Annotated in this window: 18 protein-coding genes; 12 read left to right on the plus strand and 6 right to left on the minus strand. The window is 42.8% G+C overall.

The annotated features are described in order from the left end of the window. Positions 1–207: 207 nt before the first annotated feature. Together polA and CE557_RS03245 are read right to left on the minus strand one after the other, a co-directional pair. Positions 208–2,961, minus strand: coding sequence for a DNA polymerase I (polA, locus tag CE557_RS03240; protein ID WP_223245886.1), 2,754 nt, complete (start codon positions 2,959–2,961; stop codon positions 208–210). Continuing rightward, the gene (locus tag CE557_RS03245) at positions 2,936–3,856 is read right to left on the minus strand and encodes a hypothetical protein (RefSeq protein WP_162789982.1); all 921 of its coding nucleotides are present in this window, start codon (positions 3,854–3,856) and stop codon (positions 2,936–2,938) included. The genes polA and CE557_RS03245 overlap by 26 nt, the downstream gene beginning before the upstream one ends. A gap of 175 nt (positions 3,857–4,031) precedes the next feature. Between CE557_RS03245 and lpxB the strand changes: the two genes are divergently transcribed. Then, on the plus strand, positions 4,032–5,141 hold the full coding sequence (gene lpxB, locus CE557_RS03250; RefSeq protein ID WP_114910170.1) for a lipid-A-disaccharide synthase: 1,110 nt from the start codon (positions 4,032–4,034) through the stop codon (positions 5,139–5,141). Then, positions 5,138–5,578 (plus strand): Holliday junction resolvase RuvX, encoded by a 441-nt coding sequence (ruvX, locus tag CE557_RS03255; protein WP_114910171.1) that lies wholly within the window; start codon positions 5,138–5,140, stop codon positions 5,576–5,578. The genes lpxB and ruvX overlap by 4 nt, the downstream gene beginning before the upstream one ends. Positions 5,579–5,739: 161 nt before the next feature. On the opposite strand, the gene CE557_RS03260 is transcribed toward ruvX, so the two are convergent. Together CE557_RS03260 and CE557_RS03265 are read right to left on the minus strand one after the other, a co-directional pair. Then, positions 5,740–6,141: a hypothetical protein gene (locus CE557_RS03260; protein WP_162789983.1), complete on the minus strand. Its 402-nt coding sequence runs from the start codon at positions 6,139–6,141 to the stop codon at positions 5,740–5,742. Beyond that, a complete protein-coding gene (locus CE557_RS03265) occupies positions 6,068–6,583 on the minus strand; it encodes a hypothetical protein (RefSeq protein ID WP_162789984.1) in 516 nt (171 codons plus the stop codon). The genes CE557_RS03260 and CE557_RS03265 overlap by 74 nt, the downstream gene beginning before the upstream one ends. A 118-nt stretch (positions 6,584–6,701) precedes the next feature. Here CE557_RS03265 and mscL point away from each other — a divergent pair, with 118 nt between their 5' ends. The 7 genes from mscL to CE557_RS03300 all read left to right on the plus strand — a co-directional run bounded on the left by mscL (position 6,702) and on the right by CE557_RS03300 (position 19,587). Next, positions 6,702–7,061 carry a large conductance mechanosensitive channel protein MscL gene (gene mscL / locus CE557_RS03270; RefSeq protein ID WP_114910174.1) on the plus strand — a complete coding sequence of 120 codons (360 nt, stop codon included), beginning with the start codon at positions 6,702–6,704 and terminating at the stop codon, positions 7,059–7,061. Positions 7,062–7,076: 15 nt separating this feature from the next. Continuing rightward, entirely contained in the window at positions 7,077–9,875 is a 2,799-nt protein-coding gene (uvrA, locus tag CE557_RS03275) for an excinuclease ABC subunit UvrA (RefSeq protein WP_114910175.1), read from the plus strand. 225 nt (positions 9,876–10,100) lie between these two features. Next, the gene (locus CE557_RS03280; RefSeq protein WP_114910176.1) at positions 10,101–12,263 is read left to right on the plus strand and encodes a hypothetical protein; all 2,163 of its coding nucleotides are present in this window, start codon (positions 10,101–10,103) and stop codon (positions 12,261–12,263) included. Between the two features lie 183 nt (positions 12,264–12,446). Next, the gene (alaS, locus tag CE557_RS03285; RefSeq protein ID WP_114910177.1) at positions 12,447–15,089 is read left to right on the plus strand and encodes an alanine--tRNA ligase; all 2,643 of its coding nucleotides are present in this window, start codon (positions 12,447–12,449) and stop codon (positions 15,087–15,089) included. Between the two features lie 425 nt (positions 15,090–15,514). Then, positions 15,515–15,841, plus strand: coding sequence for a thioredoxin (gene trxA, locus CE557_RS03290; protein ID WP_114910178.1), 327 nt, complete (start codon positions 15,515–15,517; stop codon positions 15,839–15,841). Between the two features lie 56 nt (positions 15,842–15,897). Next, positions 15,898–17,760, plus strand: a complete 1,863-nt coding sequence (locus CE557_RS03295; protein ID WP_114910179.1) for an ABC transporter ATP-binding protein — start codon at positions 15,898–15,900, stop codon at positions 17,758–17,760. 54 nt (positions 17,761–17,814) lie between these two features. After that, positions 17,815–19,587, plus strand: a complete 1,773-nt coding sequence (locus CE557_RS03300) for an AAA family ATPase (RefSeq protein ID WP_114910180.1) — start codon at positions 17,815–17,817, stop codon at positions 19,585–19,587. A 15-nt stretch (positions 19,588–19,602) separates the two neighbouring features. On the opposite strand, the gene tilS is transcribed toward CE557_RS03300, so the two are convergent. Continuing rightward, complete coding sequence (gene tilS / locus CE557_RS03305) at positions 19,603–20,991, minus strand: tRNA lysidine(34) synthetase TilS (RefSeq protein WP_114910181.1); 1,389 nt, start codon at positions 20,989–20,991, stop codon at positions 19,603–19,605. Positions 20,992–21,123: 132 nt separating this feature from the next. Between tilS and CE557_RS03310 the strand changes: the two genes are divergently transcribed. The 3 genes from CE557_RS03310 (at position 21,124) to CE557_RS03325 (ending at position 25,338) form a co-directional block, all read left to right on the plus strand. Beyond that, entirely contained in the window at positions 21,124–22,332 is a 1,209-nt protein-coding gene (locus CE557_RS03310) for a dihydrolipoamide acetyltransferase family protein (protein WP_114910182.1), read from the plus strand. A 559-nt stretch (positions 22,333–22,891) separates the two neighbouring features. Then, the gene (gene rsmG / locus CE557_RS03315; RefSeq protein ID WP_317048456.1) at positions 22,892–23,497 is read left to right on the plus strand and encodes a 16S rRNA (guanine(527)-N(7))-methyltransferase RsmG; all 606 of its coding nucleotides are present in this window, start codon (positions 22,892–22,894) and stop codon (positions 23,495–23,497) included. 440 nt (positions 23,498–23,937) lie between these two features. Further along, on the plus strand, positions 23,938–25,338 hold the full coding sequence (locus CE557_RS03325; protein WP_114910185.1) for a hypothetical protein: 1,401 nt from the start codon (positions 23,938–23,940) through the stop codon (positions 25,336–25,338). Between the two features lie 310 nt (positions 25,339–25,648). On the opposite strand, the gene mtaB is transcribed toward CE557_RS03325, so the two are convergent. After that, positions 25,649–26,953: a tRNA (N(6)-L-threonylcarbamoyladenosine(37)-C(2))-methylthiotransferase MtaB gene (mtaB, locus tag CE557_RS03330; protein ID WP_114910186.1), complete on the minus strand. Its 1,305-nt coding sequence runs from the start codon at positions 26,951–26,953 to the stop codon at positions 25,649–25,651. Between the last annotated feature and the right edge of the window lie 38 nt (positions 26,954–26,991).

A 26,991-nucleotide genomic window follows, 5' to 3' on the forward strand; every position in this document is an offset into this window, starting at 1 on the left:
AAAAAGTGGGCAAAAAATCAAGCCCTCGGCAAAAAGTCGCTGAAAGTGGCATTTTACAGGGGCGTTTTTCTTTTAACGCAAAAAACCAGTGACTGGAACAGAGCCAATTTTTTTGCATCAATGGTGCATCGTTTGCATAGTTTCTTATCCCAAGCCCATAGATGTTACAATGATATAAAATTTACCAAGAGTGGCAAAACATCTTACCTAGGGGTAGTTTTGATCTGAAGTTGTTACTCCTGGCGCGTGTGCTTCCAGCCAATTGGCGCCTATATGCCCATTTACTTTAATCGGCACATTTTCCAGTGGCAAAGCTTGCGCCATAAGCAGTGGAATATAGTGCTGTATTTCCGCTACTTCTTCTGCTGGCACATTAAAAACCAGTTCATCGTGAACCTGTATAATCAGTTTGCTTTTCAGCTTATGGCTGGTTAGCCAGTGGTGAATCTGGATCATTGCGCGTTTAATCATTTCTGCTGCACTACCTTGAATAGGTGTGTTAATCGCATTGCGTTCTGCAAAGCTGCGTACCGCACTATTGCGTGCATGTATATCAGGCAACCAACGTTTTCTACCCAATAGGGTAGTGGCATATCCCTTTTGTTTGGCCTGGGCTATGGCGCGCTCCATATAGTTTTTAATACCTGGAAATTCTTCAAAGTAGGCAGCGATCAACTCAGCTGCTTCTTTTCTAGATACATTACCCATGCGTTCCGCAAGGCCAAAAGCCGAAATGCCATATATGATGCCAAAGTTGGCTATTTTAGCCTTTCGCCGCATTTCCTGATCTACCACTTCTGTTTTAAATAGTTTGCGTGCCGTGATCTGATGGATGTCTTTGTCTGCTTGAAAGGCCTTGATCATCGTTGCATCTTGTGCATAGGCTGCCATAATCCGCAGTTCTATTTGCGAATAGTCGGCAGAGAATAAATAGTCTCCTTCGTGGTGTGGAATAAAAGCTTTGCGCAGCCCTATGGTAGTTTTAATCGGTATGTTTTGCAAATTAGGTCCTGTAGCACTCAGCCGACCCGTTGTGACTACAGTTTGGTGATAAGCGGCATGGAGCCGTTGGTCTATGGGGTGGACCATGGTAGGGAGTGTCTCCACATAGGTAGAGCGGAGTTTTTGCCAGGCCCGGTATTCCATGATGATGGGTACAATAGGATGCACTTTAGTGAGTTTAGTCAATACCGCTTCCCCCGTTGCATATTGCCCTCCTTTGGTTTGAATAGCCTTTTCATGCAGTTTTAATTTTTCAAATAGTACCTTCCCCAGTTGTTTGGGAGAGTCGATATTGAAGCTGGTTTCGGCCAATCTATAAATCTTTTCTTTTAGGTCATGGGTGGTGCGTTCCATCTCTGCCCCTAGTTGCTTGAGCAAGGTTAAGTCAATCGCAACACCTTCTAATTCCATTGCAGCCAGCACAGGTACCAATGGCATTTCAACCTCATAAAATAACCTTTCCATTGCTTCATCCGTTAGGGCTTGTACAAGCTTTGGGTAGATTTGTAAGGTAAGTGCGGTTTGTTCGCTTAGATATCCTTTGTGCGCTTCGGGCGCTACAGCTTCCCTCTCGCTTGGTGTGTGCGGCGTATAGTCTAGGTATTGTTCTGATAAAGCGGCGAAGGTATGGCGTCCATCAGGCGCCACCAACGCATGGGCGATCATTGTATCAAATAGGGGAGGGGCTATATGGAGTCCGTAGCGTTGCAATACGATCAGTGCATCCTTTACATTGTGCCCCACTTTACATATATCCCTACGGTTAAAGAGTGGCTGCAGCAGTGCAAGCAATGGTTCGGCTGCGGCTGGATCAGTAGGTATCGCTAGATAATCTATTTGTCCCGTCTGGTAGGCAAAAGCGATACCTAGTAAGTCCGCGCGGTGTGGATCGATATGGGTAGTGGCGATATCAAAAGCCCATACCGCTACATGCTGCAGTTTTTGCATCAATGTGGCACAGTCTGGCTGCATCAGCGTAGCGGCAACCCTTTCAGTAGTTTGCAATACATCAGCTGTTGCCCCTCCAAATAACCGTTGTTGAAGCTGTTTAAACTCCAGTAAGGTAAACAGCGGCTCCAATTTGGTTCTATTGGGCCCCTGGTAACGGCACGCTTCCCAATCCAGCGTAATGGGCACATCTGTACAAATGGTGGCCAGCTGTTTAGAAAGTAAGCCCTGGTCAGCATATTGGATCAGGTTGGCTTTTAACTGACCCTTTAGCGTGTGGCTGTGCGCCAATAGATTTTCTAAGTGATCAAACGTTTTAATCAGCTTGCGCGCTGTTTTTTTACCAATAGAGGGGATACCTGGAATAAAATCAGAAGGGTCGCCTGCTAGGGCCAAAATATCCCTTACCTGTTCTGGTCTAACGATCTCCCATTCCGCCAAGATTTCCTTTTTGCCAAGTATCGTTGCCTTTTGGCCATGGCTATTCGGTTTATAGAGGTAGATACCATCCGTTACCACCTGCGCTAGGTCTTTATCTGTCGACATGATATAGGTAGTAGCGCCCACCGCTTTTTTGGCGAGTGTCCCCAGCAGGTCATCCGCCTCATAGCCGCTATACGTCACCGATAGAATCCCAAATCCATCTAGGATCGCTTGGATATAAGGAATTGCTATAGAGATCGCTTCCGGTTGTGCCGGTCGATGGGATTTATAGGCTGGAAATAGTTCATGCCGGAAAGTTTTTGCTTTGTCATCAAAGGCAACGATCAGGTGGGTAGGTTTTTCTGTTTGCAATACCTCTATCAAAGTGTTGACAAAACCCAGTATAGCCCCTGTTTGAATACCCTTTCTGGTCAGGGTGACCGCCTTACCAAGCGCAAAATAGGCCCTGTAGATGAGCGACATACCATCTAATAGAAATAGCTTCTTTGATACCATTTGATCTATATAGGCCTTATTATTTAGCTTATGGGCCGGTAACCAGTTACCCTCCCCTATAATAGTTTCCATAATGGGCATGGTCTAGTGTGGTAGCACATCCCCTGATAGGACATTTGCTTAGGCCTGGTAGGCGCATGCTTATGCCCACTTGGGCCAGTATACTACCTATAGCATGGCTTACACTAATCAGGTGGTTCGGTATGAGCCGTTTGGGGTTGGATGTTTCATACGCTTCCACCAATTCATTGTTGCAGCAAAACCCATAAGCTACCCGAAGCTGCCCATACAGATAACGTGTAATCTGTTTTTCCCATGTGCCTCCCAAGTCAAAGTTGCGCTCATAGATCCAATAATAGGCCTTACCTAACTCAGAATGGTTGTAGATACAAGGTGCCCAAGTACCATCTATTAATAAAGTATAATTCTGATTTTCAATTAACTTAAACCCTAATCGAACCAAAGGTGTCCAAGTAAAGTAATAGGCTCGTTCAGGTATATAGTATAAAGCGTTGTTTCCCTCATTTTGTGCACCATTTGATGGTATGCTATCGACCCATTGCCCGGCCATTTCTTTGAAAAAAGAGCAACGTATACCCATACCGCTACCGATGCGCAGCTGTCGAAAGTCCATAGTCACCAAAAATTGTGCAGCCAGGGTCATGCCTGTTCCCGTGAAGCCAAAGATGCCTTTCGTGTCGCTACCACTTATTCCATCGTTATCTTTCTCAAAGTGAATAGAAGGCGCATGGTGCCATCGGATCAGATAGGCTTGTGTGGTTGCTCCATTGACCTCCATTTCACCCGCTTGTCTACCAGGGTGCATGCCCTTAATGTGGACTTTATAGCTATCCGCTTGTATAGAAAAAACACTTTGTAGCTGAATGCGGCTCCAGAAGGAGCCATTTGTAGCCCCTAATGCAACCAATGGGGCAAGCCACAGCAAGAACAGTAAAAAGCACTTCAAAGGATGAAAGGTTTAATGGTAACCGGCTTAGCAACCTACGGTTAGGAGCTTAAAATTAGATTTTTTTGTCTTTATTTCCTAATTTGGCCCATTGGTTGCGTGGCAGCCATCGTTAAGCCTAGGGCGGGGTATTTGGTTTTTCATCGCTTGCGCACCATCTAAAAAGGACCTATCCATGCGCTATTACATTGTTGCGGGTGAGCATTCTGGGGATATCCATGGTGCTGATTTGATTAGGCAGATCAAAAGGATAGATCCCCATGCTGATTTTTGGTCTTGTGGGGGAGGGGCGATGGCAGTGGTCCTGGGTAAGCCTTGTCAGGTAGCGGGTACCCATATGGCCTATATGGGGATAGATTTTTTAAAAAAGTCCTATACCCTATGGAAGTGGTTACAATTTTGCCAAAAAGGCTTGATCCACTATCGGCCCCATGTAGTCATTTTAATCGATTACAGTGGTTTCAATATGCGGATTGCCGCATTTGCCAAGCGCAATGGCTTTCCAGTTCATTACTATATACCGCCCAAGATTTGGGCCCATGGTCCACGAAGAATTGAAAAGATCAAGCGAGATGTAGATCAAGTATGGTCCATTTTACCCTTTGAATCAGCCTATTATAAAGATCGTGGTTACCCCACCATCGATTATGTAGGCCATCCATTGGTCCAGCGGGTAGCTGACCATCGCATCAATCCCGCTTTTAGAGCAGACAATAAGTTGGATCATCGGCCGATTATTGCTTTGCTACCTGGCAGTAGATTGGATGAGATTCGGCGCATCTTGCCGCTTATGGTTGCGCAGGGCACCTCTACCTATCAATGGGTAGTAGCTGGATTAAGTCATATCCCTCGTCATTTGTATCAAGCATGTCCACCTACCGTTCAAGTAGTCTATGACCAAACCTATGACCTCATGGCCTTTGCCCGTGTGGGGCTCATTGCTTCTGGAACTGCTAGTTTAGAAGCCGCTTTATTTAATTTATTGCAAGTAGTCGTCTATAAAACCCATCCATTGGCATACTTTTTTTACAAAAGCATCGTTACGGTACCCTATATCTCTTTAGTAAACCTTTTGGTAGGCCAAGCGGTAGTTCCAGAACTCATTCAATATCAATATACCCGTGACAAGCTCCATGCCGCTTTAGAGACGCTTTTATCCGGTAGTGGGGTGACTAGGCAAAAAGAGGCCTATCAGACCATTCGTCAGTTGTTGGGGGCCCGTCATGCCGCTGTAGAAGCCGCTAAGGGCATAGTAGCCAGCGTAAAGAATCAACCTACACCATGAAAGCATTAGGTAGGATTATGGCCATAGACTATGGCCTCAAGCGCGTCGGTATTGCCGTAACCGATCCCTTACAGATTATTGCCACCCCTTTGCAGACGATTGCCACACCTACCTTATTCCTTTTTTTGAAGGACTATGTACAAAAGGAAAATGTGGTCACCATTGTGATGGGCATGCCCAAAGGCTTAAATGGCCAGCCTTCTACCATGAGTAGCGTAGTAGAACAGGTCAGTATGCGTTTGCAACAGCAATTTCCAGCGCAACGTTTTTATTATCAGGATGAGCGCTTTACCTCTAAGTTGGCCATGCAGGGGCTTTACCAAGCAGGCTATTCCAAAAAAGATAGAGCGAGCCATATCGATCAAGTCAGTGCGGCGATTATCCTCCAATCCTTTTTACGTAGCATGGCGCACGCAATCGCATCACCTGCAGAATGAGTTCCATGGTTAGAGTTACGTTATTACGTATAACAGCTATTTACCAGCGCTTAGAACGATTTATCCTCCATTGTTTTTTGATATAATTTTACAAGACACTTTGTATAACCAACCATTGTTTAGATACAAATCTTATTTACTCAGGTATGCGCCTATCTTTCCTATTCTATTTTCTCGCCAATGGGTAGACGCGTTTCCTTTATGGGTTGGTTAGTCTGTATGGATACGAGTGGTGCGGTATCGATTGTAAACCATGTCCCCCACTCTGTAACACATGAAATCCAGACTGAGTATAGTGTTTCCTGGCATCTCATGAGTGGGTTAACGCATGACATACAAGGTCGCATACAAGGTAGAAAGAACTTTGCTATGCTATCCACCCAATTGGCTCGTTGCTCCGCTTCTATATCCGCTTCTATCTCCTCTTGTAGCTCCTGTTGCATCGGTTTATGCAATCTTTTTAGTCTCTCTTTGTCTGTGATCCATTGCTTAAATTCGGCCCAAAACCGCTCGCCTAATGCCTGTTCGGCTGCGCTGCACGCTGCTTTGATCGCTGGTGCCATGGTTAAAATTTTTGATGTATATAGCTTTATCTTTGGCATTGCCCAGCTGAGCCACAAGGCACTGTAGAGACGTTATCGGTAATTTCAAGAATATGCCCTTAATCATTTCATGATGCTGATTATACTGGCTTATGAAAAACTCATTTTTATCCATAATAAATTCCATTGTTACTGAATACCATTGCTTCGCTTCTTTTTTGAAGCATTCGTGCACGATGGATCGTATGTGCGGTATAATTTCTTCATCACTTTTCTTGATTTCTGTCTTCCATATGGCTTTGAATTCGTCACCTATCGTCTGCTGAGCAGACGGGTCTGCATCATTTTTAATCGGTGACGCATATGGCGTAGTACAATAAACGCCAGTTGTACAATGGGTACCCATGACCATAGCCAAACAAAATAAAATACCCTTATATGCGTGTGTGATATAGCTGTTCATGGTATGATGTGTAAAAAAATGTATAAAAGCCAACTTGCTTTTAAGTTATAAAAAAATCTATTGCATCTATCGTTCTATACCATTATATTCCAGGCAAGTTCATTAACCCATTGGTACCATGCGTTTTATACAAGAATTTAAAAAATTTGCCCTTAGAGGCAATGTTATTGATTTATCCGTTGGGATGATTATGGGCAGTGCATTTGGTAAGATTGTTACTGCTGTTATAGAAGATTTATTTATGCCTATGGTGAATCCATTATTGGTAACCGATGGCAATTGGCAATCGATAGAAATCGGTCCTGGCATTAAGATTGGTCATTTTATTGCTGCCGTGCTGAACTTTTTAGTGATTAGTTTGGTTATATTTGCTGTGGTCAAGCTGATGCATGGCGTAAAAAAATCGGAAGAGCAAGTAGCCGGTCCTACCGCTACAGAAAAGCTTTTAATTGAAATCAGGGATGCATTAAAAAAATAGTTCGGTATACCATTCATGCGTCCTCATTTAGCAGACTTAGACACGCTTAGTCCAAAAGATTTTATTATCATCAGGGGGGCGCGCATGCACAACCTGAAAAATATCAGTGTAGCCATTCCCCGCAACCAGCTTGTTGTAGTTACTGGGTTATCTGGTTCTGGCAAGTCCTCTTTGATTTTGGACACCCTTTTTGTAGAGGCCCAGCGCATGTATGTAGAGAGCGTCAGTGCCTATGCACGACAGTTTCTCGGTAAGCTGGCCAAGCCTTTGGTGGATGCCATTCAAGGCCTTTCACCCGCTATTGCCATTCAGCAGAATGTAGCCAATAAAAACCCCCGTTCGACTGTAGGCACCCTTACAGAGCTTTGTGACTACCTTTACCTACTCTATGCCCGTATCGGTACTACCTATTCCCCCATCAGCGGGCAAAAAGTAAAAAAAGACAGCGTCTCTGATGTAGTAGATTACATTCAACAACAGGCAGATGGCACTAAAGTATTGATCCTATATCCTATTGCAGTAGCCGATCAAGCTGCGTTGGTGCAGAAGTTAAAAGTCGAGCAAGGCAAAGGGTTTACCAGGGTGATGCAAGGCGATCACCTGTTTTATATAGAGGCCTTATTAGCAGGCAAGGAGCGATTATCCTTAGACCAGCCCATTTATGGGTTGGTAGACCGCATTGTAGTGAACAAAGCGGACCAAGACAACCAATATAGAATAGCAGATTCTGTTCAAGTCGCCTTTTTTGAGGGGATGGGCCATGCGGTTGTAGCGCTGGTTGGGTTAGGCCAGCAAGCTTTTTCAGATCGGTTTGAGTTAGATGGCCTTACATTTGCCCTGCCGACTGTTTCCTTTTTTAGCTTTAACACCCCCCATGGGGCCTGTAAAGCCTGTTCAGGCTTAGGGCAGATTACGGGCATAGACCCCCATAAGGTGATACCCAATCCAGCCCTTTCCCTAGTAGAAGGCGCCATTGCCCCTTGGAATGGCGCCACGATGTCTAAATGGTTGGCGCCCCTTTTGGCTGCACATGAAGCACTGCGTTTGCCCATTTATGCCCCTTATAGTAGTTTAACCCCCGATCAGCAAACCCTTGTATGGCAGGGCAAGGGTGATTTTCTAGGTCTCAATCGATTTTTTGATTTTTGCGCCACGCAAACCCATAAAATCCAATACTCCGTGTTGTTGTCCCGTTACCGCGGCAAAACCCCCTGTACCGTCTGTAAAGGCAGCCGGGTGCGTGCAGATGCCGATTGCGTTAAAATCGCGCACCACTCCATCATCGATCTATTATTGATGCCGCTTCACGACTTAATTGCTTTTTTTGATCGGTTATCCCTTACCCCACGGGAGGCCACTATGGTCCAAAGAGTCGTCGTAGAAATTAAAAACAGGCTCCGTTACCTCGCCCAAGTAGGGTTAGCCTATTTAACCCTCAGCAGGCCTATGGCCACCCTGTCCGGCGGCGAGCAGCAGCGGATTAAATTAGCCACGGCCTTAGGCAGTCCCCTATTTGGTGCCATTTATATTTTAGACGAGCCCACCATTGGGCTACATCCCCGTGATACCGATCGGTTGGTGCAGTTGTTGGTAGACTTAAAAACCCAAGGCAATACAGTCATTGTCGTAGAGCATGAAGCCTTGGTCATGCGTGCGGCCGATACCATTATGGAGATAGGCCCTGAAGCAGGCGCCCATGGCGGCACCTTGGTCTTCCAAGGCACCTTTCCAGCCTTGATGCAAGCCACCACCCATACCGCAGACTACCTCAATGGCACTGCCGCCATTCCTTTGCCCCCCCGCAGGCGTCCTTGGCGCAAGCGTCTATTGATTCAAGAGGTTAACCTCCACAACCTCCAAAATGTCACCGTTGCCATTCCCCTGAATGTATGCACCGTAGTAACAGGCGTCAGTGGGTCAGGCAAATCCACCTTGATAAAAGAGGTCCTTTATCCCGCTTTAGCCGCCCGTCTGCACCAACCCACTTCCCTTTCAGGGCCCTCTACCCCCTTATCTGGAGATTGGGCTTCCCTGCAAGCCGTAGAGCTGATCCACCACCATCCACTAGGCAAATCCTCCCGTTCCAATCCAGCCACCTATTTAGCCATTTACGATGCCATTCGAGACCTTTTTGCCCAAACCGCTTTAGCCCGTTCCCGTCATTACCAGGCAGGCCATTTTTCCTTTAATTCCGAGAAAGGCCAATGTCCCACCTGCCGTGGCGAGGGCCATCAAAAGATAGAGATGCAATTTATGGCAGACATCTACCTCTCCTGTACCTCCTGTAAAGGGAGTCGTTTTAAGTCTGAGATAGCCGATATAACCTATTCTGGCAAAAACGTAGCCCAAGTACTCAGCATGACCGTAGCAGAAGCCTTACCCTTTTTTGCCGATCACCCTGCCATTGTCCATAAGTTAAAAGTATTACAAAAAGTTGGCTTAGGGTACATCCAACTCGGGCAATCTTCCAGTTCATTAAGTGGCGGAGAAGCCCAGCGGTTGAAGCTAGCCTATTATTTAGAAAAAGAGTTAGCAGATCAGCCCATATTATTTATATTTGATGAGCCCACTACCGGCCTCCATATGCATGACGTAGCCCAATTGGTCAAGGCCTTTCATGCCTTGATTCATCAAGGCCATACCGTCGTCGTCATTGAGCACCATCTTGACATCATCAAAAGTGCAGATTGGCTGATTGACTTAGGCCCTGACGGCGGCCAGCAAGGCGGGCAAGTAGTATTTACCGGTACACCAGAAACCCTGATCCAGCAAAGTCAGAACCATACCGCCCATTATTTAAAGCAAATAATGTAGAAAATACTTGCATCGTATCTTTTTTTATATTATCATTGTAGCAAATTAAAGGGCTTTCTACAAAGCTGTCTGGGGTGCTTGGTAACCGCAGCTAAGATGGTATATTTGGATGGTATTTGGTTATATGTTATTTTTGTATCAAAGCCCATTACAATCGTTAGGTGTTCCAGCGCTTAAAAATAGTTCATTAAATTAAATAATTCATAATCAATAAATTGAATAACAATGGTTTATAAAAAAATTGGAAATACAATTCCGTCTTTGTCCAGTCTACTCTTGGCTGGGGTGTTGTTTGTTGGTTGTAAGGATGGTAAGTGTACAGAAAACGCGGATGGTTCTGCTAATACTCAGAGCAAGGATCAGAAGCCTACTGTAGCAGAAGAAGGCGTGAAGAAGACTGAGAGGTCTAAGTCGTTTATCGATTCCCTTAGAGACATTTATTACTCCCTTTTTCGGTTTACAGAAGTGGGAGCTATAGTAGATAATGCTTCTGGTATTGTTATACGCCCGGAAGTTGTGAATCTCCAGCAGTTAGAACTACTAGATGGTTCAGAACTAAAGAAATCAGGCGAAGCTTTTTTTCAAAAATTTTCAGATGAAGATAACTTGCTTACTTATCCTAGTTCTCTGCGTGAATTGGTAAGACCTTTACAACATATGCCAAAATTCCGTACTGGTGCCTCTAAATCAGGAATTCAAAATAAATATGCGTATATTTCTGCTGCAAATACAATTGCTCAGGGTGTTCATCAGTTGTATGACTTCGCTGAACAAGTTAAAGGAGCCATAACTAGTTCTTTCTCTGAATGTGTGTCTTTAGAAGACGCCCTTAGTAAAGCCTTTAATATTTCCGGAGGGATAAAACAATATAAGGAAGGCCTAAAAGACATTTTTTCTAAAAAACATGCATTTAACAACTCTAGAAATTCTTATTTAAAAAGTGGGGCTCTGGCCATGATTAAGACTTTTACTACTAAAGAGTCATCTAATAATGAAGAAAATGGTAATGAAGACAAAAAACAAGAGACTCCTATATCGCTTTTGGGTGAAAAAATTTCTATTCTGATTAAAAATCGAAAGGATCCCCATCTATTGCCACAAATGGCTCTAGATGATCTAAGCAAGAAAGGGAGTATCCCTAAAGATCAATGGTATGTATTGGATGACAAGGGTGGTAAGTCTAAATATGCAATGTTTCAAGTTGATGACTTTACAGGTTCTTTGAAAAAGAAGTTTAACTATATTGACATCTCTGCAGGCGAATCTCCCGAGTCGGGTTCATATGGTGAGGAGGCATTGGATTTAAAATTCAATCAAATATTGCTTCTTCTTTTTACAAGTACAGGTAATAATATAAATAAAGAACTTAATTTCTTAGCTCTAGAACATAGGAGTGATGATAAAGAAAATACTGTTAGGTTAGTTGGACATAATGATACTTTCAAAAGTTTAGAACACTATGTTCAGAATAGAAATTACAAAAGCTTTGCTTCAACTCTAGGTAAGTATATAGAAAATGATCCTGAGTTAAAGGAGTTCTTTGTTATTCCAAATGAGAATGAAATCATGGACCTGATTTTTTCTGAAATTGATTCTGTGGATCAGTCGGTTGCTAATATAGGTGGAAATAGAAATTCGGATTCTATATATGGTAAATTAGGTACTCAAAGTCTTTCTTTGCAAATAGTTAAGAATATTCTACATAACCTGTTTAATGTTCCGTTTAAGGATGATCTAGAAATGCACATAAAAAGTATTGTCAGTTCTTATCATAAGAAAGAATTTAATGAAACGACTGCATTATTTAAGCATAGAGTAGGCGCTCGCATTCTTTCTGAACTTATTTATGGTGAGGGTAAAAAAATAGACGATGATATAGATAACAATAGTGTATTATTTAGCCGTCGGCAAACAGGCCAAGACCTTATTCAAGCCGTTCGTGATGTGGTCCGTAAAAGTTTAGAAGAGTGTGCAGTTCTTTTCTTGAATAACGGTAATTATCAACCTACTAGCGTAACTAAGCAAATATTGCTTTGGGTCAAAGACTTATCTGATCTGTTAGTTGCTAGACGTGATTCAAAATCTGTTGACTATAAAGATTTGGAGGATACTGTTAATACTGCAATTAAGGGATTAGGTGCTGGAAACAACACCCCATTCAGTATCGATAAATTTTGTAAAGCTATGGAGCATTGTTGTGGGCAGTTAGAGGCTGTTCTTAGCGCTAAGGTGTCAGATTTCCTTGATTCAGATAGCAAACAAAATGCAAAATCGTTTTTCGATAAAATCACTTTATCTGATCCTCGTTTTGATGTTATTGATAAATACAAGGAGAAATATCGAAGGAGTATGATAAACACTTCAGAAGATGCATCCCAAAACCTTTAGTCTTTGATTCTACTTTTCTAGATTAATTCTTCTAAAATGGGGGTTAGCTTTTGCTGGCTCCCATTTTTTTTGTATCTGATTGGTAACTAAAAATATCCGTCAGCTATAGGGTTATAGCTGTTTGTGTTTTGAGGGTTATTTAGGTAGACTTCTACAGCTTGCAGGCAAAATAGGTTCGCTACTATGCAATCCAAATTTATAAGAGAAAAATTTCTTGAATTTTTTATACAGAAAGGGCACCAACACCAGCCTGCTGTGCCTATCATAGGAAAAGATGATCCCTCTTTGCTATTTGTTAATGCGGGTATGAATCCCTTTAAAGAGGTCATTTTAGGCAACCAACCGATTACGGCTCCGCGTGTGGTTACGGTGCAGCCTTGTTTGCGTGTATCTGGTAAACACAATGACCTGGAAGAAGTCGGGGTGGATACCTACCACCATACCCTTTTTGAGATGCTAGGCAACTGGTCCTTTGGAGACTATTTTAAAGAAGCAGCCATTGCCTGGGCATGGGAGCTCCTAACTGAAGTCTATCAACTGCCTAAGGCAGAGATCTATGTAACCATATTTGCCGGAGACGCGCAAGATGGCCTGCCCAAAGATAATGAAGCTGCTGCCATCTGGGCCGAATATCTGCCTGCAGAACGTATCCTTGCCTGTGGCAAGGAAGCTAACTTCTGGGAAATGGGTGAACAAGGACCCTGTGGGCCCTGTTCTGAAATACATATAGACATTCGCCCTGAAGCTGAACGTAAAACCTTACCTGCTGCGCAGTTGGTTAACCAAGGCCACCCTCAGGTTATAGAGATCTGGAACCTGGTGTTTATGGAATACAACCGGCAGGCTTCTGGTAGACTCGTGGACCTCCCGCATAAACATATCGATACGGGTATGGGCTTTGAACGGTTGGCGATGGTGTTGCAAGGGAAAACGTCTACCTATGATACCGATGTCTTTACGCCACTGATCGCAAAGATCCAACGGCTTGCGGGTAAACCCTACAGCGACACGATGGCAGTGGCCATGCGGGTGATTGCAGACCACCTCCGTGCTGTGGCTTTTGCCATTGCTGATGGCCAAGCGCCTGCACCTACCAAAGCAGCTTATGTGATACGGCGTATCTTGCGTAGGGCCATTCGCTATGGCTATAGCCACTTGGGGATCCAAACGCCTTTTATCTATCAATTGGTACCCGTCTTAGTGGCACAGATGGAAGGGATATATCCCAACCTAAGCGCTCAACAGGACTATATCGCCCAATGTATTCAATCGGAAGAAACTGCCTTTTTAAAAACATTGGCTACTGGCTTACAGCTTTTTAACCAGCTGGATGCCCGAAATATCCATCAAGGTAGCATAGAGGGCCGCGTGGCCTTTACACTCTATGATACCTATGGCTTCCCCTTAGACCTGACCCTGCTGCTGGCTAAGGAAAAAGGCCTGACGGTAGATGTAGCCGGTTTCCAACAGGCACTCCAAGAACAAAAAAAACGCTCGCAGAAAGATGCCGCTAGCAGCCAAGGGGATTGGCAAGTAATCCAAACAGGGGTTCAACCCCGATTTGTAGGCTATGATGCGTTGGCCATAACCACTTCTATTGTACAATGGCGAGCCATTACCAATAAACAAGGCGTTGCCTACCAATTGGTGTTGGCAGCTACTCCTTTCTATCCAGAAGGCGGCGGGCAAGTGGCTGATGTAGGGGTTATAATCTCTGGTCAACAATCTATTTCCGTGCTAGATGTACAAAAAGAGCATGGCTTAATACTCCATACGGTTGACCAGTTGCCCACGCAGCTGGCGCAGCCTCAGCTGGGGCAGCCTCGGCTAGAACAGCCTATAGAAGCCCGTGTAGATCCCGTCCAACGTACCTTAGTGGCTGGTAACCATACCGCTACCCATCTCTTACAGGCAGCGTTAAGAGCAGTAGTAGGGGACCATGTGGTCCAAAAAGGCTCTTTAGTAACGCCTGCGCTCTTGCGGTTTGATTTTGCCCATCCTACTAAGTTGTCTGATGCGCAAATAGAAGCAGTAGAAGCGATGGTCAATGAAAAGATTAGAGCGAATATCGCTTGTATTGAGCAACGTGCCGTCCCGCTTGAAACCGCCAAGGCTATGGGTGCGCAAGCGCTGTTTGGTGAAAAATATGGCGCCGAGGTACGTGTGATTGCCTTTGACCCCGCCTATTCTATAGAGCTTTGTGGCGGTACCCATCTGCCTTGTACAGGCTCCATCGGGTTTTTTAAAATCATCCGTGAAACCGCTGTAGCAAGCGGTATACGCAGAATAGAAGCCCTAACCGCTTGTCAAGCCCACCAGTTTGTTACCCAACAAGCGGCCACGTTAAACGCTATAGCAGCGCTGCTCAAGCACCCCAAAGCGCTGGTGCAGGCAGTAGAAAAACTCCTCTGTGAAAAAAAACAACTTCAAAAACAGTTGGCCGTCTACCAAGCCCAGGCGATAGAACAAATACAGCTCTCATTCGAGCAAGTCGGTGGGGTCTACCTCTTGCTACAAGTTGTGCAGCTGCCCCATCCCGATGCCTTGCAGCAGTTGGCCTTGCGCTATAGAAACCAATATAAAAAATCGATTATCCTTTTAGCCGCTACTTTTGACCAGCAGGCACACCTGATGATGGTGGTATCAGAAGCATTAGCGCCATCCTATAATGCCCATGCGCTTATGCAGTCCATCGCTTCTCTTATTGCGGGTAAAGGCGGCGGGCAACCCCTTTTGGCCACCGCTAGAGGCGATAACCCCGCAGGTATACCCGATGCCTTACAAGCCATAAGGCGTCTATTGGTATCTGCTGACGTTATTGAATAGTAATGTGAACAGACACAACAATTCGTATCTATTCAATTCACTGGTTTTTACATTAAAAAAAACCGCCCCTGTAAAAAGGCGCGGTATAGAAAGTGGGATCATACAGATGATTAGGAAAAACAGTTTCCTTTAAAGCCCCCAAAGGGAACTGTTTCCCCATCTGTCAGATGACACTTTCAGCGCCTTTTTGCCGAGGGCTTGATTTTTTGTCCACTTTTTTATCAAGAAAAAAGTGGAATAAAATTCATTATGAACCAGTAATGTGGATAGATACTTGATTTTTTGCTTACTTTTTTATCAAGAAAAAAGTAAAAATAAAAATGCCTGCTAGATCTTTTATATCTTTGTATATTCAGGGGGAATTGTTTAAATTCCCTTTCAGGTAAGCGCTTCCGCCAGTCTCCGTTATGAAACTATTTTAACTTATGGATCAAAATATTATAGAAATTACAGATGCGCAGTTTGATGAGGTTATTAGCCAACATAAACTTGTTTTAGTAGACTTTTGGGCCCCTTGGTGTGGACCTTGTTTAAAGCTGGCCCCTGTGCTCAAAGAGGTCGCTGCTATGTATATAGGAAAGGCATATATTGCCAAACTTAATATCAGTGAAAATAGCAAAACCCCTTCTAGATATGCCATTAGTACCATACCTACCATGTTGTTTTTTTACCAAGGTCAACAAGTAGACCGTTTGGTTGGGAACCTACCGATCGCTCAAATTCAGGAAGCACTAGATAAATATTTGCCTTAATGGGCAGATGCTATCGCCTTATACAACCGATCTGCCTATCCCCTTAAAGGGTAGTTTTGGAGCAACTTTTGGCCTCAGGGCTAGCTGTTTGTCTATTTGCTTATAAAGAAACAAGCAGGAGCCGTACGCCTTTTTACACCTTTCCACCCATGCAACCCATTACCAAAAGCCTAAAAACTTTTATTTTACACTTTGTAAGTCAATACAAATGGCATTTTATGGCCATGGCTTGTTTTCGGATGTGTTTTGTACTGGATAATTTAGTGGTTCCCTATGCCTTTAAGGTACTGGTCACCCGTCTAACGGAACTAGCCTCTAATAGAGCAGGCGCTTGGATCAAGCTCGGCGTTCCGCTGATGGCTTTATTAGGCGTTATCGTCCTTATAGAGGTTTTATTTCGTCTATTTGACTATATGAAGATCAGGACCATTCCTGCTTTTGAGGCCAAGATACGCATCTGGATTGTACACTATTTGCAGGGCCATTCCTATCAATTTTTTACTGAGCATTTTTCTGGGGACCTGGTAAAGCGCGTCAACGATTTAACAGATGGCATCAGCCAACTGATGATGATTGTGATTTCATCCTTTTTGCCTACCTTTTGTACCATGTTGGCAGGGGTCTTTTCCTTTGCCTATATCCAGCCTACCTTTGGTGCCGTGTTGATGGCTTGGCTGGTGTTGCATACCGCCACCTACCTTTTTTATTCCAAAAAATGTGGGCATAGTGTAGCCCTACATGCAGAGAAAGGCAGCCGTTTATCCGGTAGCATTGTAGATGGGTTTACCAATATCTTAAGCATTAAGCTTTTTGCGCGGAACAATCAAGCTACTACCCATTTGTTGGCGCCGCAAGCGATAGAAAAACGTGCACATGAAAAGGCTTTAAAGCTTATTATGCAGCTTCATCTCATCATTAGTGGCCTTTCTATTGGCTTTATGGGCGTAGGCATGCTGGCTTATATGATCTATTATTGGCAGCTGGGTAAGTTGTCTATTTCTGAAGTCACCTATATTTTTTATGCAGGGAATAACATTTGTAATTTGGTTTGGGTTTCTGTAGCTGAGTTTCCTGACTTCTTTGAAGAAATGGGCTATTGTAAGCAAGCTTTAAAGTTATTACAAAAAAAACATGCCGTGCTAGATGTACCAGGTGCGGCTGTGTTGACCTGTAGATCTCCTGCAATTGCCTTTAAAGATGTCTCTTTTGCTTATGTGCCTGGTAAACCTATATTTGAAAATCAAAACATTGCTATCGCAGCAGGTGAAAAAGTAGGCTTGGTGGGCTTATCTGGTAGTGGTAAAACCACTTTTATTAACCTATTGCTTAGGTTTTTTGATCTGAATAAAGGAGTGATTACGATTGATGGGCAAGATATATCCACCGTTACGCAAGAATCCTTGCGTGCGGCTATTGCGCTGATACCGCAAGATACGACGCTTTTTCATGATAATATTTTAGAAAATATTCGCTACGGGCGCAAGGAAGCCACCGATGAGGAAGTCATCGCTGCCGCCCAAAAAGCAAAATGCCATCATTTTATTATGAGCTTCTCAGAAGGATACGACACATTGGTCGGTGAGAGAGGCTCCAAGCTTTCAGGTGGGCAACGCCAACGCATCGCTATTGCACGTGCCATATTAAAAGATGCCCCCATTTTAATATTGGATGAGGCGACCTCTGCATTAGATGCCGTTACCGAAACCGAAATCCAACAAAGCCTTGCTACGATTATGGCAGGCAAAACCACGATTGTAATTGCCCATCGGTTAACGGTTTTGGCCGCAATGGATCGGGTGTTGGTATTTAATAATGGCAACATCATTGCCAATGGATCCCATGAAACGCTTTTAAAAACCAATGCCATCTATGCCAATATGTGTAGGCTGCAGCTGGAAGGGATGCATTCGCTACAGTAAGGCCATTTTATTTTTTTTCTTGATAAAAGCTAAAGTTGACTCAAGTAATCTCATATGAATAAGCGTAAATTACCCATTGGTGTTAGTAACTTTCAAGAGTTAATACAAGGCGATTATCTATTTTGCGATAAAACAGCTATGCTTGGTGAGTTTTTAAGCAAAGGAGATAAGGTTACGTTAATTACCCGTCCTCGCCGTTGGGGCAAGACGCTGAATATCTCTATGTTGCAGCATTTTTTTGCCTCAGAAGTGAATGGTATACGTACAGCAGGTTTATTTGATGATTTAGAAATAGGTAGGCTAGAAGATGGTAGGTACATTAGGGAACATCAAGGCAAGTACCCTGTCATTATGCTAAGCTTTAAGGATGTAAATTCAGATAGTTTTCAAGGAGCTTATAATGCGGTATATGAGTTGATATTAAAGGTTTATAGTGCGTATCCTTATTTATTCAGTAGTGATAAAATTAATGAACTACAGGTAGAGCAGTTATATGTTATTCGAAAAAGACAAGCCAATCAACAAAAACTAGAATCTTCCTTAGAACTTCTTAGTCAATGCCTCTACCAACACCATGGTAAAAAGGTCTATATTCTAATAGATGAATACGATACACCACTCAATAAAGCTTATGGTAATAAGGAATACTTAGACGCTATGGTCGCATTTATGCGCAACCTATTTAGCGCTGCTTTAAAAGATAATGCTACGCTAGAAAGAGGTGTATTAACAGGCATATTACGTGTTTCTAAGGATAGTATGCTATCTGGGTTAAATAATCTAAAAACGTATACCCTTTTAGACCAAGGTTATAGCAGCCACTTTGGTTTGAGTGAAGTAGAGGTTCAGGATTTATTTACCCAACAAAATCTTTCTACTTGTATGCATGCAGTAAAAAGCTGGTATAATGGTTATCGGGTAGGAGACTTAGTCATGTATAATCCATGGTCTATTATTTATTGTTTGAGCGAGGAGGGTCGTTGTGATCTCTATTGGGTGAATACCGGTAATAATGATTTAATCAAGCAGTTGATTTTTTCCTCTAACGATAGTCTTAAAGCGCAATTTGAACAATTGATGCAAGGAGAGGCTTTAACGGTTCCTGTAGACAAACACCTTGCTTTCGATTTATTGGATAGAGACGAAACTGCTTTATGGAGTTTGCTCTTATTTGCTGGTTATTTAACCTTTCAAACAAGTAACCTAAGTTTAGATAGTGATCTATATGATTGTGTAGTTGAGATTCCCAATCATGAAATACATAGACTCTATAATAGATTCTTTAAAGAATGGTTGAGTAGTAAATTTGTTAATCGAGGTGCTTATAACGCTTTTTTAGAACATTTAGTAGTTGGATCAGTTGCTCTTTTTGTTCAAGAACTAAGCTTTTTTTTACGCCAAAGTGTTAGTTGTTTTGACACACAGTTTTCTAGAAAATCAGAAGGCTTTTATCATGGTTTTGTCTTAGCGATGTTAGCAAGTTTGCGTATAACCCATTATGTAAAGTCTAATAGAGAAAGTGGGTTAGGTCGTTATGATCTGTTATTAATCCCTAAAAAAGAAGGTTTAAAAGCGATTCTATTGGAGTTTAAGCAGGTTCGGAAAGAAGAAGAACTAGAAAGTTCAGCTAGACTTGCGTTAGATCAGATACAAACGCAAGCCTATCATAGCGAACTAGTGCAATATCCGCATGTTAAAGAAGTAGTGGAATGCGGTATTGCTTTTTCGGGGAAGTCGGTATTAGTTGCTTATTCGATTTATGATTTAGTTCGTAAGCAGTATGGTGCTATTGTTTTAACGAATAGATATTGCCAGGAAGCGTATTAAAAAGTTGAATTTTATTCAAATGCTTATTGCTATTTCAAATACCATTTTTGTAGTTTGTTCTACTTTAAAGCGTTCATCTATGCGATGGCCAATTACCCATACAATTTGCTCATTGCTGGTGACCACGCAGACCTGGGCTTTGATCGCTAGAGGGATTTTAAGGTCAATCAATAGATCACTTACCTTTTTACCGCCTTGCATGCCAAGGGGATAGAACCAATCTCCCGCTTGCCATGGACGTACCGTTAGAGGAAATTGCACCTTGTGGTAGTCCAATGCGGCAATGGTGGCTGCTTTTTTAAGCAGATAATCCGCACTGGCGTAGAGCTGACAGTGTAACCTATAACCGCCATAGGCGATGGCATCTGTAGCATCAGCAATCGTTGCTTGTTGGCGTAACAATGGTTTTTTTTTCGTTATCAACCATTCTTTTCTATCTACATATAGCGTATAGTCCGTTGCATGGATCCGTTTGCCACTGGTCATGCGACCAGTGATCAGCTTTTTTATTTGGGTAAAGGTAAAGCCGTAAGGGCGCAATAGTTCGAATGCCACTGTAGCTGCCCATGGCTGATGGATGATTGCGTGGATGGCTAGGTAATGGATGCCCGATTTATAGGTAGTGATCTCTTTTTTAATCTGCGCCAGATGGTCGTCAAAGCAGTGGCCTATATCCCGTAGCTTGGTAGCAGTTGCTTGCAGGGTTGCCTCAAAACTTGGATTCAGCTGGTGCAAAAGAGGGATCACTTTGTTGCGCATAAAATTCCTTTGGTAGTAGTTGCTGCTATTTGAGCTATCTTCATGCCAGTGGAGCTTGGCTGCTTTGGCGTAAGCTATGATTTCTTGTTTTCTAGCAAAAAGCAGAGGGCGTATGATGGCGCCATCTATAGGCTGCATACCATACAGCCCCTTGATACCTGTCCCTTTGATAAAGTTTAATAAGATGGTTTCCACCGCATCGTCCCAGTGGTGTGCCGTAGCGAGTTGATGCCAGCCATGCTGCTGCCGCAACCGGTGAAAAAACTTGTAACGTAAGCTTCTAGCAGCCATTTGTATCGAAACCTTATGGTTGCGTGCAAAAGCGGTAGTCTCAAATTGTGTGCGGTAAAAAGGCACCTGATACGATGCAGCTAACGCTTGTACAAAGGCCGTTTCAGCCGCTGCCTCTGCGCCACGTAAGTTGAAATTGCAATGGGCTATAGCAAAAGGCAGGTTGGCCTGTTTAAACAAGTGCGCAAGCACGACAGAATCTACCCCCCCACTGACCGCTACAAGCGTAGACCTCATCAACGCTTCGCGTTGTAGAAAGGCTAAAAAAGTTGCCAACATAGATGTAAAATTGAATGCCGAACCAATCAACCATAGGTTGTTGCCTCCTGTAAGGTAAAGAAAGCGATCAATCAAGCAATATAGTTGCTAAATTATATGTAAATTTAAAGTTAGGGAAAAGGAAGCGGTAGGCTTACTTTTTATCCAGTAAAAAGTAAGCCTACCGCTTTCCTTTTAGGGCATATTAATTATTTTAATTCCAAGCATATGGCAGAGTGTATTAGGATGCCTAAGATGAGCGATACCATGCAACAAGGCACCATCAGCCGTTGGATCAAGCAGGTAGGGGATAAGGTAGCAGCGGGCGATATATTGGCTGAGGTAGAGACAGATAAAGCTACTATGGAGTTGGAGTCGTATGAAGATGGTACCTTGCTGTATATAGCTGAAAAATCTGTGGCACCGGTTAATGCTATTATTGCCATTATAGGGGAATCGGGAGAAGACATTAGCGCGTTGCTGGCCGCTACTGTTTCTACGGCGACTGTTGCGGGTCTCGTGCCCTCTTCTGATCCAGTGGTAGCGTGCCCAGTGGCACCCCCTGTTGGTGATGTGCTGTTGCCTTCCGATCGTTTATTGGCTTCTCCCTTGGCTAAAAAGCTAGCCCAAGAGAAAGGGTATGACCTCACACAAATCCAGGGTTCTGGTTCGGCAGGGCGGGTAGTGAAAAAGGATATAGTCCAATTTGTTCCTGATCATTCGGGCTCAGCTTGGATGGAGGGGCATTCCACGCAGCCCGCCTATCAAGACCTACCGGTTTCTGCTATGCGTCAGACCATAGCCAAAGTGCTGACAGAAAGCAAAAGCCATATCCCCCATTTTTACTTAACCCTCCGCATCCATATGGATCCAGTGATGGCGTTGCGTGCAGAGCTGAACCACCATCCGGCTACAAAAATATCTATCAATGACCTGATCATTAAAGCCACTGCCTTAGCGTTGGTCCAGCATCCAAAAGTAAATGCCGCCTGGTTCACCTATAAGATTAGAACCTATTCCCATGCCCATATAGGTGTAGCCATTGCCGTTGAAGAGGGTTTACTCGTGCCCGTTGTCCGTTTTGCAGATCAAAAGCCACTCGTTGCCATTAGTAAAGAAGTCAAGCTATTCAGTAAACAGGCACAAGATAAAAAACTAGCTGTTAAAGACACAACAGGGGCTACCTTTACCATTTCCAATTTAGGTATGTTGGGCATCGAATCCTTTTCAGCCATTATCAATCCACCAGCCGCTTGCATTTTGGCAGTGGGTGCGGTGCAGCAGCTACCTATTGTGCAAGACCATCAGGTTGTGCCTGCACATATGTTGCAAGTTACCTTATCTTGCGACCATCGCGTCGTAGATGGCGCTGTAGGAGCGTTGTTTTTGTCCACCTTGAAATCCTTATTGGAAAAACCGTTGGCCCTATTGCTATGATTTTCTAAAGTTGTGAGCCTGTCAAAAACAGTCTGATTGATAAGCTTAAAGTATGGGTATCTATTCAGCTGTATGGCCACGTTAGAACCAAAATAAGAAAAAAGGTATCTGTTCAAGTCACTGATTTTTTGCATTAAAAGCAACAACGCCCCTGTAAAAAGTCGTGGTGTAGCAAGTGTTATCTGACAGATGATTAAGAAAAACAGTTTCCTTTGAAGCCCCCGAAGGGGGCGCTTTCTGTTTTTCCAGCTGTCAGATGCCACTTGCAGCGACTTTTTACCGAGGGCTTGATTTTTTGTCCACTTTTTTATCAAGAAAAAAGTGGAATAAAGTTCATTATGAACCAGTAACGTGAACAGATACTTGATTTTTTGCCCACTTTTTTATCAAGAAAAAAGTGGAATAAAATTCATTATGAACCAGTAATGTGGATAGATACTAAAATTCATTATTAATCAGTAACGTGAGCAGATGCAAAAAAAGTAGGATAAAAGTTCCTTATTGACCATTGTCCTGAATAAAAGATATAAGTATCGATCAACCCCAAAAACTGAATACAGTGGTATCCCATTATTTCCCTGAGCTTTCACCCGCTCAAATCACACTTTTTGGTCGTCTGGGTGACATCTATACCCATTGGAATGGCAAGTTGAACCTTATCTCGCGTAAAGACATCGCCCATCTCTACTTCCACCATGTCTTACACTCCTTAGCCATTGCGCAGGTTACTACCTTTGTAGCCCATACTAAAATCTTAGATGTAGGCACCGGAGGCGGTTTCCCTGGCATTCCTCTGGCCATTCTTTTTCCAGAAGTTCATTTTCATTTGGTTGATGCGACCGCAAAAAAGATAGAAGCCGTAGCCGCCATTGTGGCCACCCTGGGCCTGAAGAATGTTTCAGTAGACTGGGCACGCGCAGAAACCTTAACAGGGCAGTATGATTTTATAGTCGGCAGGGGCGTGACCAACCTACCTTTGTTGTATAGTTGGGTAAAAGACAAAATAGCAAAAGAAAGAAAAAACAAATTACCTAACGGCATACTCTATTTAAAAGGCGCCCCCTTTGAGCCCTTGCCTTTAGTTGTAGATCTATATCCCCTGCAGCACTATTTTACCCAGCCTTTTTTTAAAGAAAAATATCTAGTCCATGCCTATTCGGTATAAGTCATTTGTACCTGTTCACGATACTGGTTTTTTGCGTTAAAAGAACAACGCTCCTGTAAAAAGCTATTAGCTTACCATGCAAGTTCTTCTTTGTTTTTTTGGTTATTAACAAAAGCGCGGTTACTTTGTATAAGCTTGTGTACCATCTCTAAAAGCTTCCTCATGCAGGCTACCATTGCCACTTTTTAGGTTTAGCCTTACCTATTAGTCTATCATAGATATTTTTTAAGTAAGTGCACCCTTTTGCTCCTGCTAATATAGTCATATATAGAGCATCTCTTGGTATTTTTCTACCTCCCATAGGAATAATACCTACCACTTCCCTAACACCTCTGAACGCTTTACACTTGTATAGTATTGCATAAATTAAAATTTTTGTATATACTCTTATCTTTTTTAAGAAAGACAATACCTATAACACACTTAATAATTTTAATTAAATGATCACACTATTAGGCACCCTATTTGGAGTTTGGTATAGATTTATCTTGATATGTATATATGGCTGTAACCACACTCATCTAAAAATACAGCCACACATAAAATATAAAGCCCTCCTATCCAAGGAACAAATAATCCATAAAGAAACATTCAATAAGCATGCGCAATCGCTCAAGAGACCTAAGATAGAGCCACTCACTGCTGTTTCAGATTGGGGTGAATCTTCACAAGATAAAAGATGTAAAGTATCTAGCAGTCCATGCCTACCTGGTGCTGCGCCCAATAAAGAGCAACAAAATGAACAGCAATCATCAGATGTACTCAGTAAGCAGAAAAAAATGGGTAATCAGTTACAAAAACGGTTACATTTTCCTAACAATTCAAGTGGATCTACCCAAAATAGTAAAATAAAAAAGCAACAAGAGGGTGAAGTAAACAATGATATTAGGTTATATAATCCACAAAGCAGCCTAGACGTATTGGAACGTTTACCCAATACAATTTATTTTAAGTCATTAAAACTTAAAATAAATCATGATCCAAATAGCCCATTAGCGGAAAGCGTAATAGAAAAACTTGATGCTTTCCATAAACTAAAGCTGCCCTATACTTTTTTGAGTAGTGTCTTACAACAATGTACTGATCTATATGCGCTCGACGCTTTGCTGAATAAAACTTTAATAAAGTGCGCTAGCGGGGGATATGCCATAGAAAGTAAATTACAACACATACTTAATAATAATATTAAGCTTAGTAATCTCTCCAGCATGGTAAATGGAGCTGGAAGGGCAGCACCTCAAACATTGGAAATAGTAATCAATAAGCTAATGGAAGAGAGAACCCTGCAAAAATTGCAAATTTTGAAAAATTTAGGGATCACAATTAGTAATCTCTCCAGTATGGTAAATGGATCTGCAAATGCAGCACCTCAAACATTGGCAAGAGTAATCAATAAGCTAATGGAAGAGCAAACCCTGCAAAAATTGCAAATTTTGAAAAATTTAGGGATCACAATCAGCAATCTCTCCAGTATGGTAAATGGATCTGGAAATGCAGCACCTCAAACATTGGCAAGAGTAATCAATAAGCTAATGGAAGAGAAAACCTTGGAAAAACTCCAAATTTTGAAAAACTTAGGGATCACAATTAGCAATCTCTCCAGTATGGTCAGTGGATCTGGAAATGCAGCACCTCAAACATTGGCAAGAGTAATCAATAAGCTAATGGAAGAGAAAACCTTGGAAAAACTCCAAATTTTGAAAAACTTAGGGATCACAATTAGCAATCTCTCCAGTATGGTCAGTGGAACTGGAAAGAAAGCACCTCAAGCACTGGAAACAGTAATCAATAACCTAACGGAAGAGGGAAAGTTGAAAAAACTGCAAATTTTGAAAAAATAAGGATTCAGTTAAATCACTTATCCGCCATGATGGGATTATAAGCCCTTTAAATGGACGCAATGGAAACAAACGCCCATTAAAATAATAGGTGTCTGTCGTACACTCAACGTACTAGGGGTTTATATGAAAAGAACAATGCCCCTGTAAAAAGCGATTATAGATAAGTTTAACAACTTACCCACAATCCCACATAACCTACTATAATTTTACTTTTTATAAAGTATGTTTTGTAGCGTTTCTGTTGAAAATTCATACCTAAAACAGGCTGAAAATTAAATTTCTGTCACAGTGCTGCATAGATACAATCATTTTAGCTAGACAACTCTGGCACCACCATGCCCTCCCCATTGATCTCCTTGAGGCGCACCTTACAGAGCCTATTTGCCAGTTCCGCTTGGTAAGGCAGTTGGACACGAATATAATTTTCTGTAAACCCCTCTATCACCTCATCATCTCCGCCATATTCAAATAAAACCGTAGCCGTTTGGCCCAGGTGTTGCCGATAAAAGTCATTCAGCTTTTTTTCTGAAAGGATCCGCAGCATTCTAGCCCGTTTAGCTCGCTCTTGTTGCGGTACTACACCTGCCATCTCTGCTGCTTTTGTGTTTGCGCGTTCTGAGTAAGGAAACACATGGATATAAGCAATTGCCAATTCATTTAAAAATTGATAGGTTGTTAAGAAGTCCACTTCTGTTTCCCCTGGAAAGCCCACCAATACATCTACCCCTATGCAGCAAGTTGGCATTTGTGCTTTTATATGTGCGATACGTTCTGCGTAGAGCCCCGTTAAGTAGCGCCGGCGCATCAGCTTTAAGATCTTATCGCAACCAGATTGTAGCGGTATATGAAAATGCGGCACAAAGCGTTTAGAGGTAGCTACAAAATCTATAATCTCCTTACTCAGCAGATTCGGTTCAATAGACGAGATGCGAAAGCGTTCAATGTTTTCTACCCCATCCAAAGCTTGAATCAGTGCAAAAAAATTAGTTTGTCGTTGCGCATCTATGATACCAAAATCCCCTAGGTTTACGCCAGTCAGGACGATTTCTTTCACATCTTGGATCGCTGTAGCCTGTTCGACCACTGCTTCAATCGTCGCACTTCTGCTCGGGCCTCTAGCCAGCGGTATCGTACAGAAAGCGCAAGCATAGCTACAGCCATCCTGTACTTTAAGAAAAGTTCTCGTGCGGTCACCTATTGAGTAAGCAGGGGAGAAGGTCAACTTTTCTTGGATAGGGGCCACCCGTATCGTTGCCGATTCGTTTGGTTGTTTTTTATGCCAATCCGTAATCCAATCCAGCAGTTTAAACTTCTCATGTGTACCGAATACCGCATCCACACCCGGTATAGCAGCAATCTCTTTCGGCTTGAGTTGGGCATAGCAGCCGATCACGATCACAAAAGCTGCTGGCGCAGCCCTTAGCGCTTCCCTAACCATTTTAGCACATTTATGGTCTGCATTTTCCGTTACCGAGCAAGTATTTAAGACAAACACATGCGGCCGTTGTGCCAAGGTTACCGTTACAAACCCTGCTTCCGTAAACAACCGACCAATCGCCGAGGTTTCAGAAAAATTCAATTTGCAACCCAAGGTATGAAAAGCAACTTTTTTCATTCAATTTTTAAGATATCTATATGCTGCTTGCCCATCCT

It is taken from the genome of Cardinium endosymbiont of Sogatella furcifera (assembly GCF_003351905.1).
In the GTDB taxonomy this organism is placed as follows: domain Bacteria; phylum Bacteroidota; class Bacteroidia; order Cytophagales; family Amoebophilaceae; genus Cardinium.

What these genes read in the sequence shown, in the direction of transcription:
- polA (WP_223245886.1), bottom strand. Translation starts at nt 2,961, where the DNA reads ATGGAAACTATTATAGGGGAGGGTAACTGGTTACCGGCCCATAAGCTA.
- lpxB (WP_114910170.1), top strand. Translation starts at nt 4,032, where the DNA reads ATGCGCTATTACATTGTTGCGGGTGAGCATTCTGGGGATATCCATGGT.
- ruvX (WP_114910171.1), top strand. Translation starts at nt 5,138, where the DNA reads ATGAAAGCATTAGGTAGGATTATGGCCATAGACTATGGCCTCAAGCGC.
- CE557_RS03260 (WP_162789983.1), bottom strand. Translation starts at nt 6,141, where the DNA reads ATGGCACCAGCGATCAAAGCAGCGTGCAGCGCAGCCGAACAGGCATTA.
- CE557_RS03265 (WP_162789984.1), bottom strand. Translation starts at nt 6,583, where the DNA reads ATGAACAGCTATATCACACACGCATATAAGGGTATTTTATTTTGTTTG.
- mscL (WP_114910174.1), top strand. Translation starts at nt 6,702, where the DNA reads ATGCGTTTTATACAAGAATTTAAAAAATTTGCCCTTAGAGGCAATGTT.
- uvrA (WP_114910175.1), top strand. Translation starts at nt 7,077, where the DNA reads ATGCGTCCTCATTTAGCAGACTTAGACACGCTTAGTCCAAAAGATTTT.
- CE557_RS03280 (WP_114910176.1), top strand. Translation starts at nt 10,101, where the DNA reads ATGGTTTATAAAAAAATTGGAAATACAATTCCGTCTTTGTCCAGTCTA.
- alaS (WP_114910177.1), top strand. Translation starts at nt 12,447, where the DNA reads ATGCAATCCAAATTTATAAGAGAAAAATTTCTTGAATTTTTTATACAG.
- trxA (WP_114910178.1), top strand. Translation starts at nt 15,515, where the DNA reads ATGGATCAAAATATTATAGAAATTACAGATGCGCAGTTTGATGAGGTT.
- CE557_RS03300 (WP_114910180.1), top strand. Translation starts at nt 17,815, where the DNA reads ATGAATAAGCGTAAATTACCCATTGGTGTTAGTAACTTTCAAGAGTTA.
- CE557_RS03310 (WP_114910182.1), top strand. Translation starts at nt 21,124, where the DNA reads ATGGCAGAGTGTATTAGGATGCCTAAGATGAGCGATACCATGCAACAA.
- CE557_RS03325 (WP_114910185.1), top strand. Translation starts at nt 23,938, where the DNA reads ATGATCACACTATTAGGCACCCTATTTGGAGTTTGGTATAGATTTATC.
- mtaB (WP_114910186.1), bottom strand. Translation starts at nt 26,953, where the DNA reads ATGAAAAAAGTTGCTTTTCATACCTTGGGTTGCAAATTGAATTTTTCT.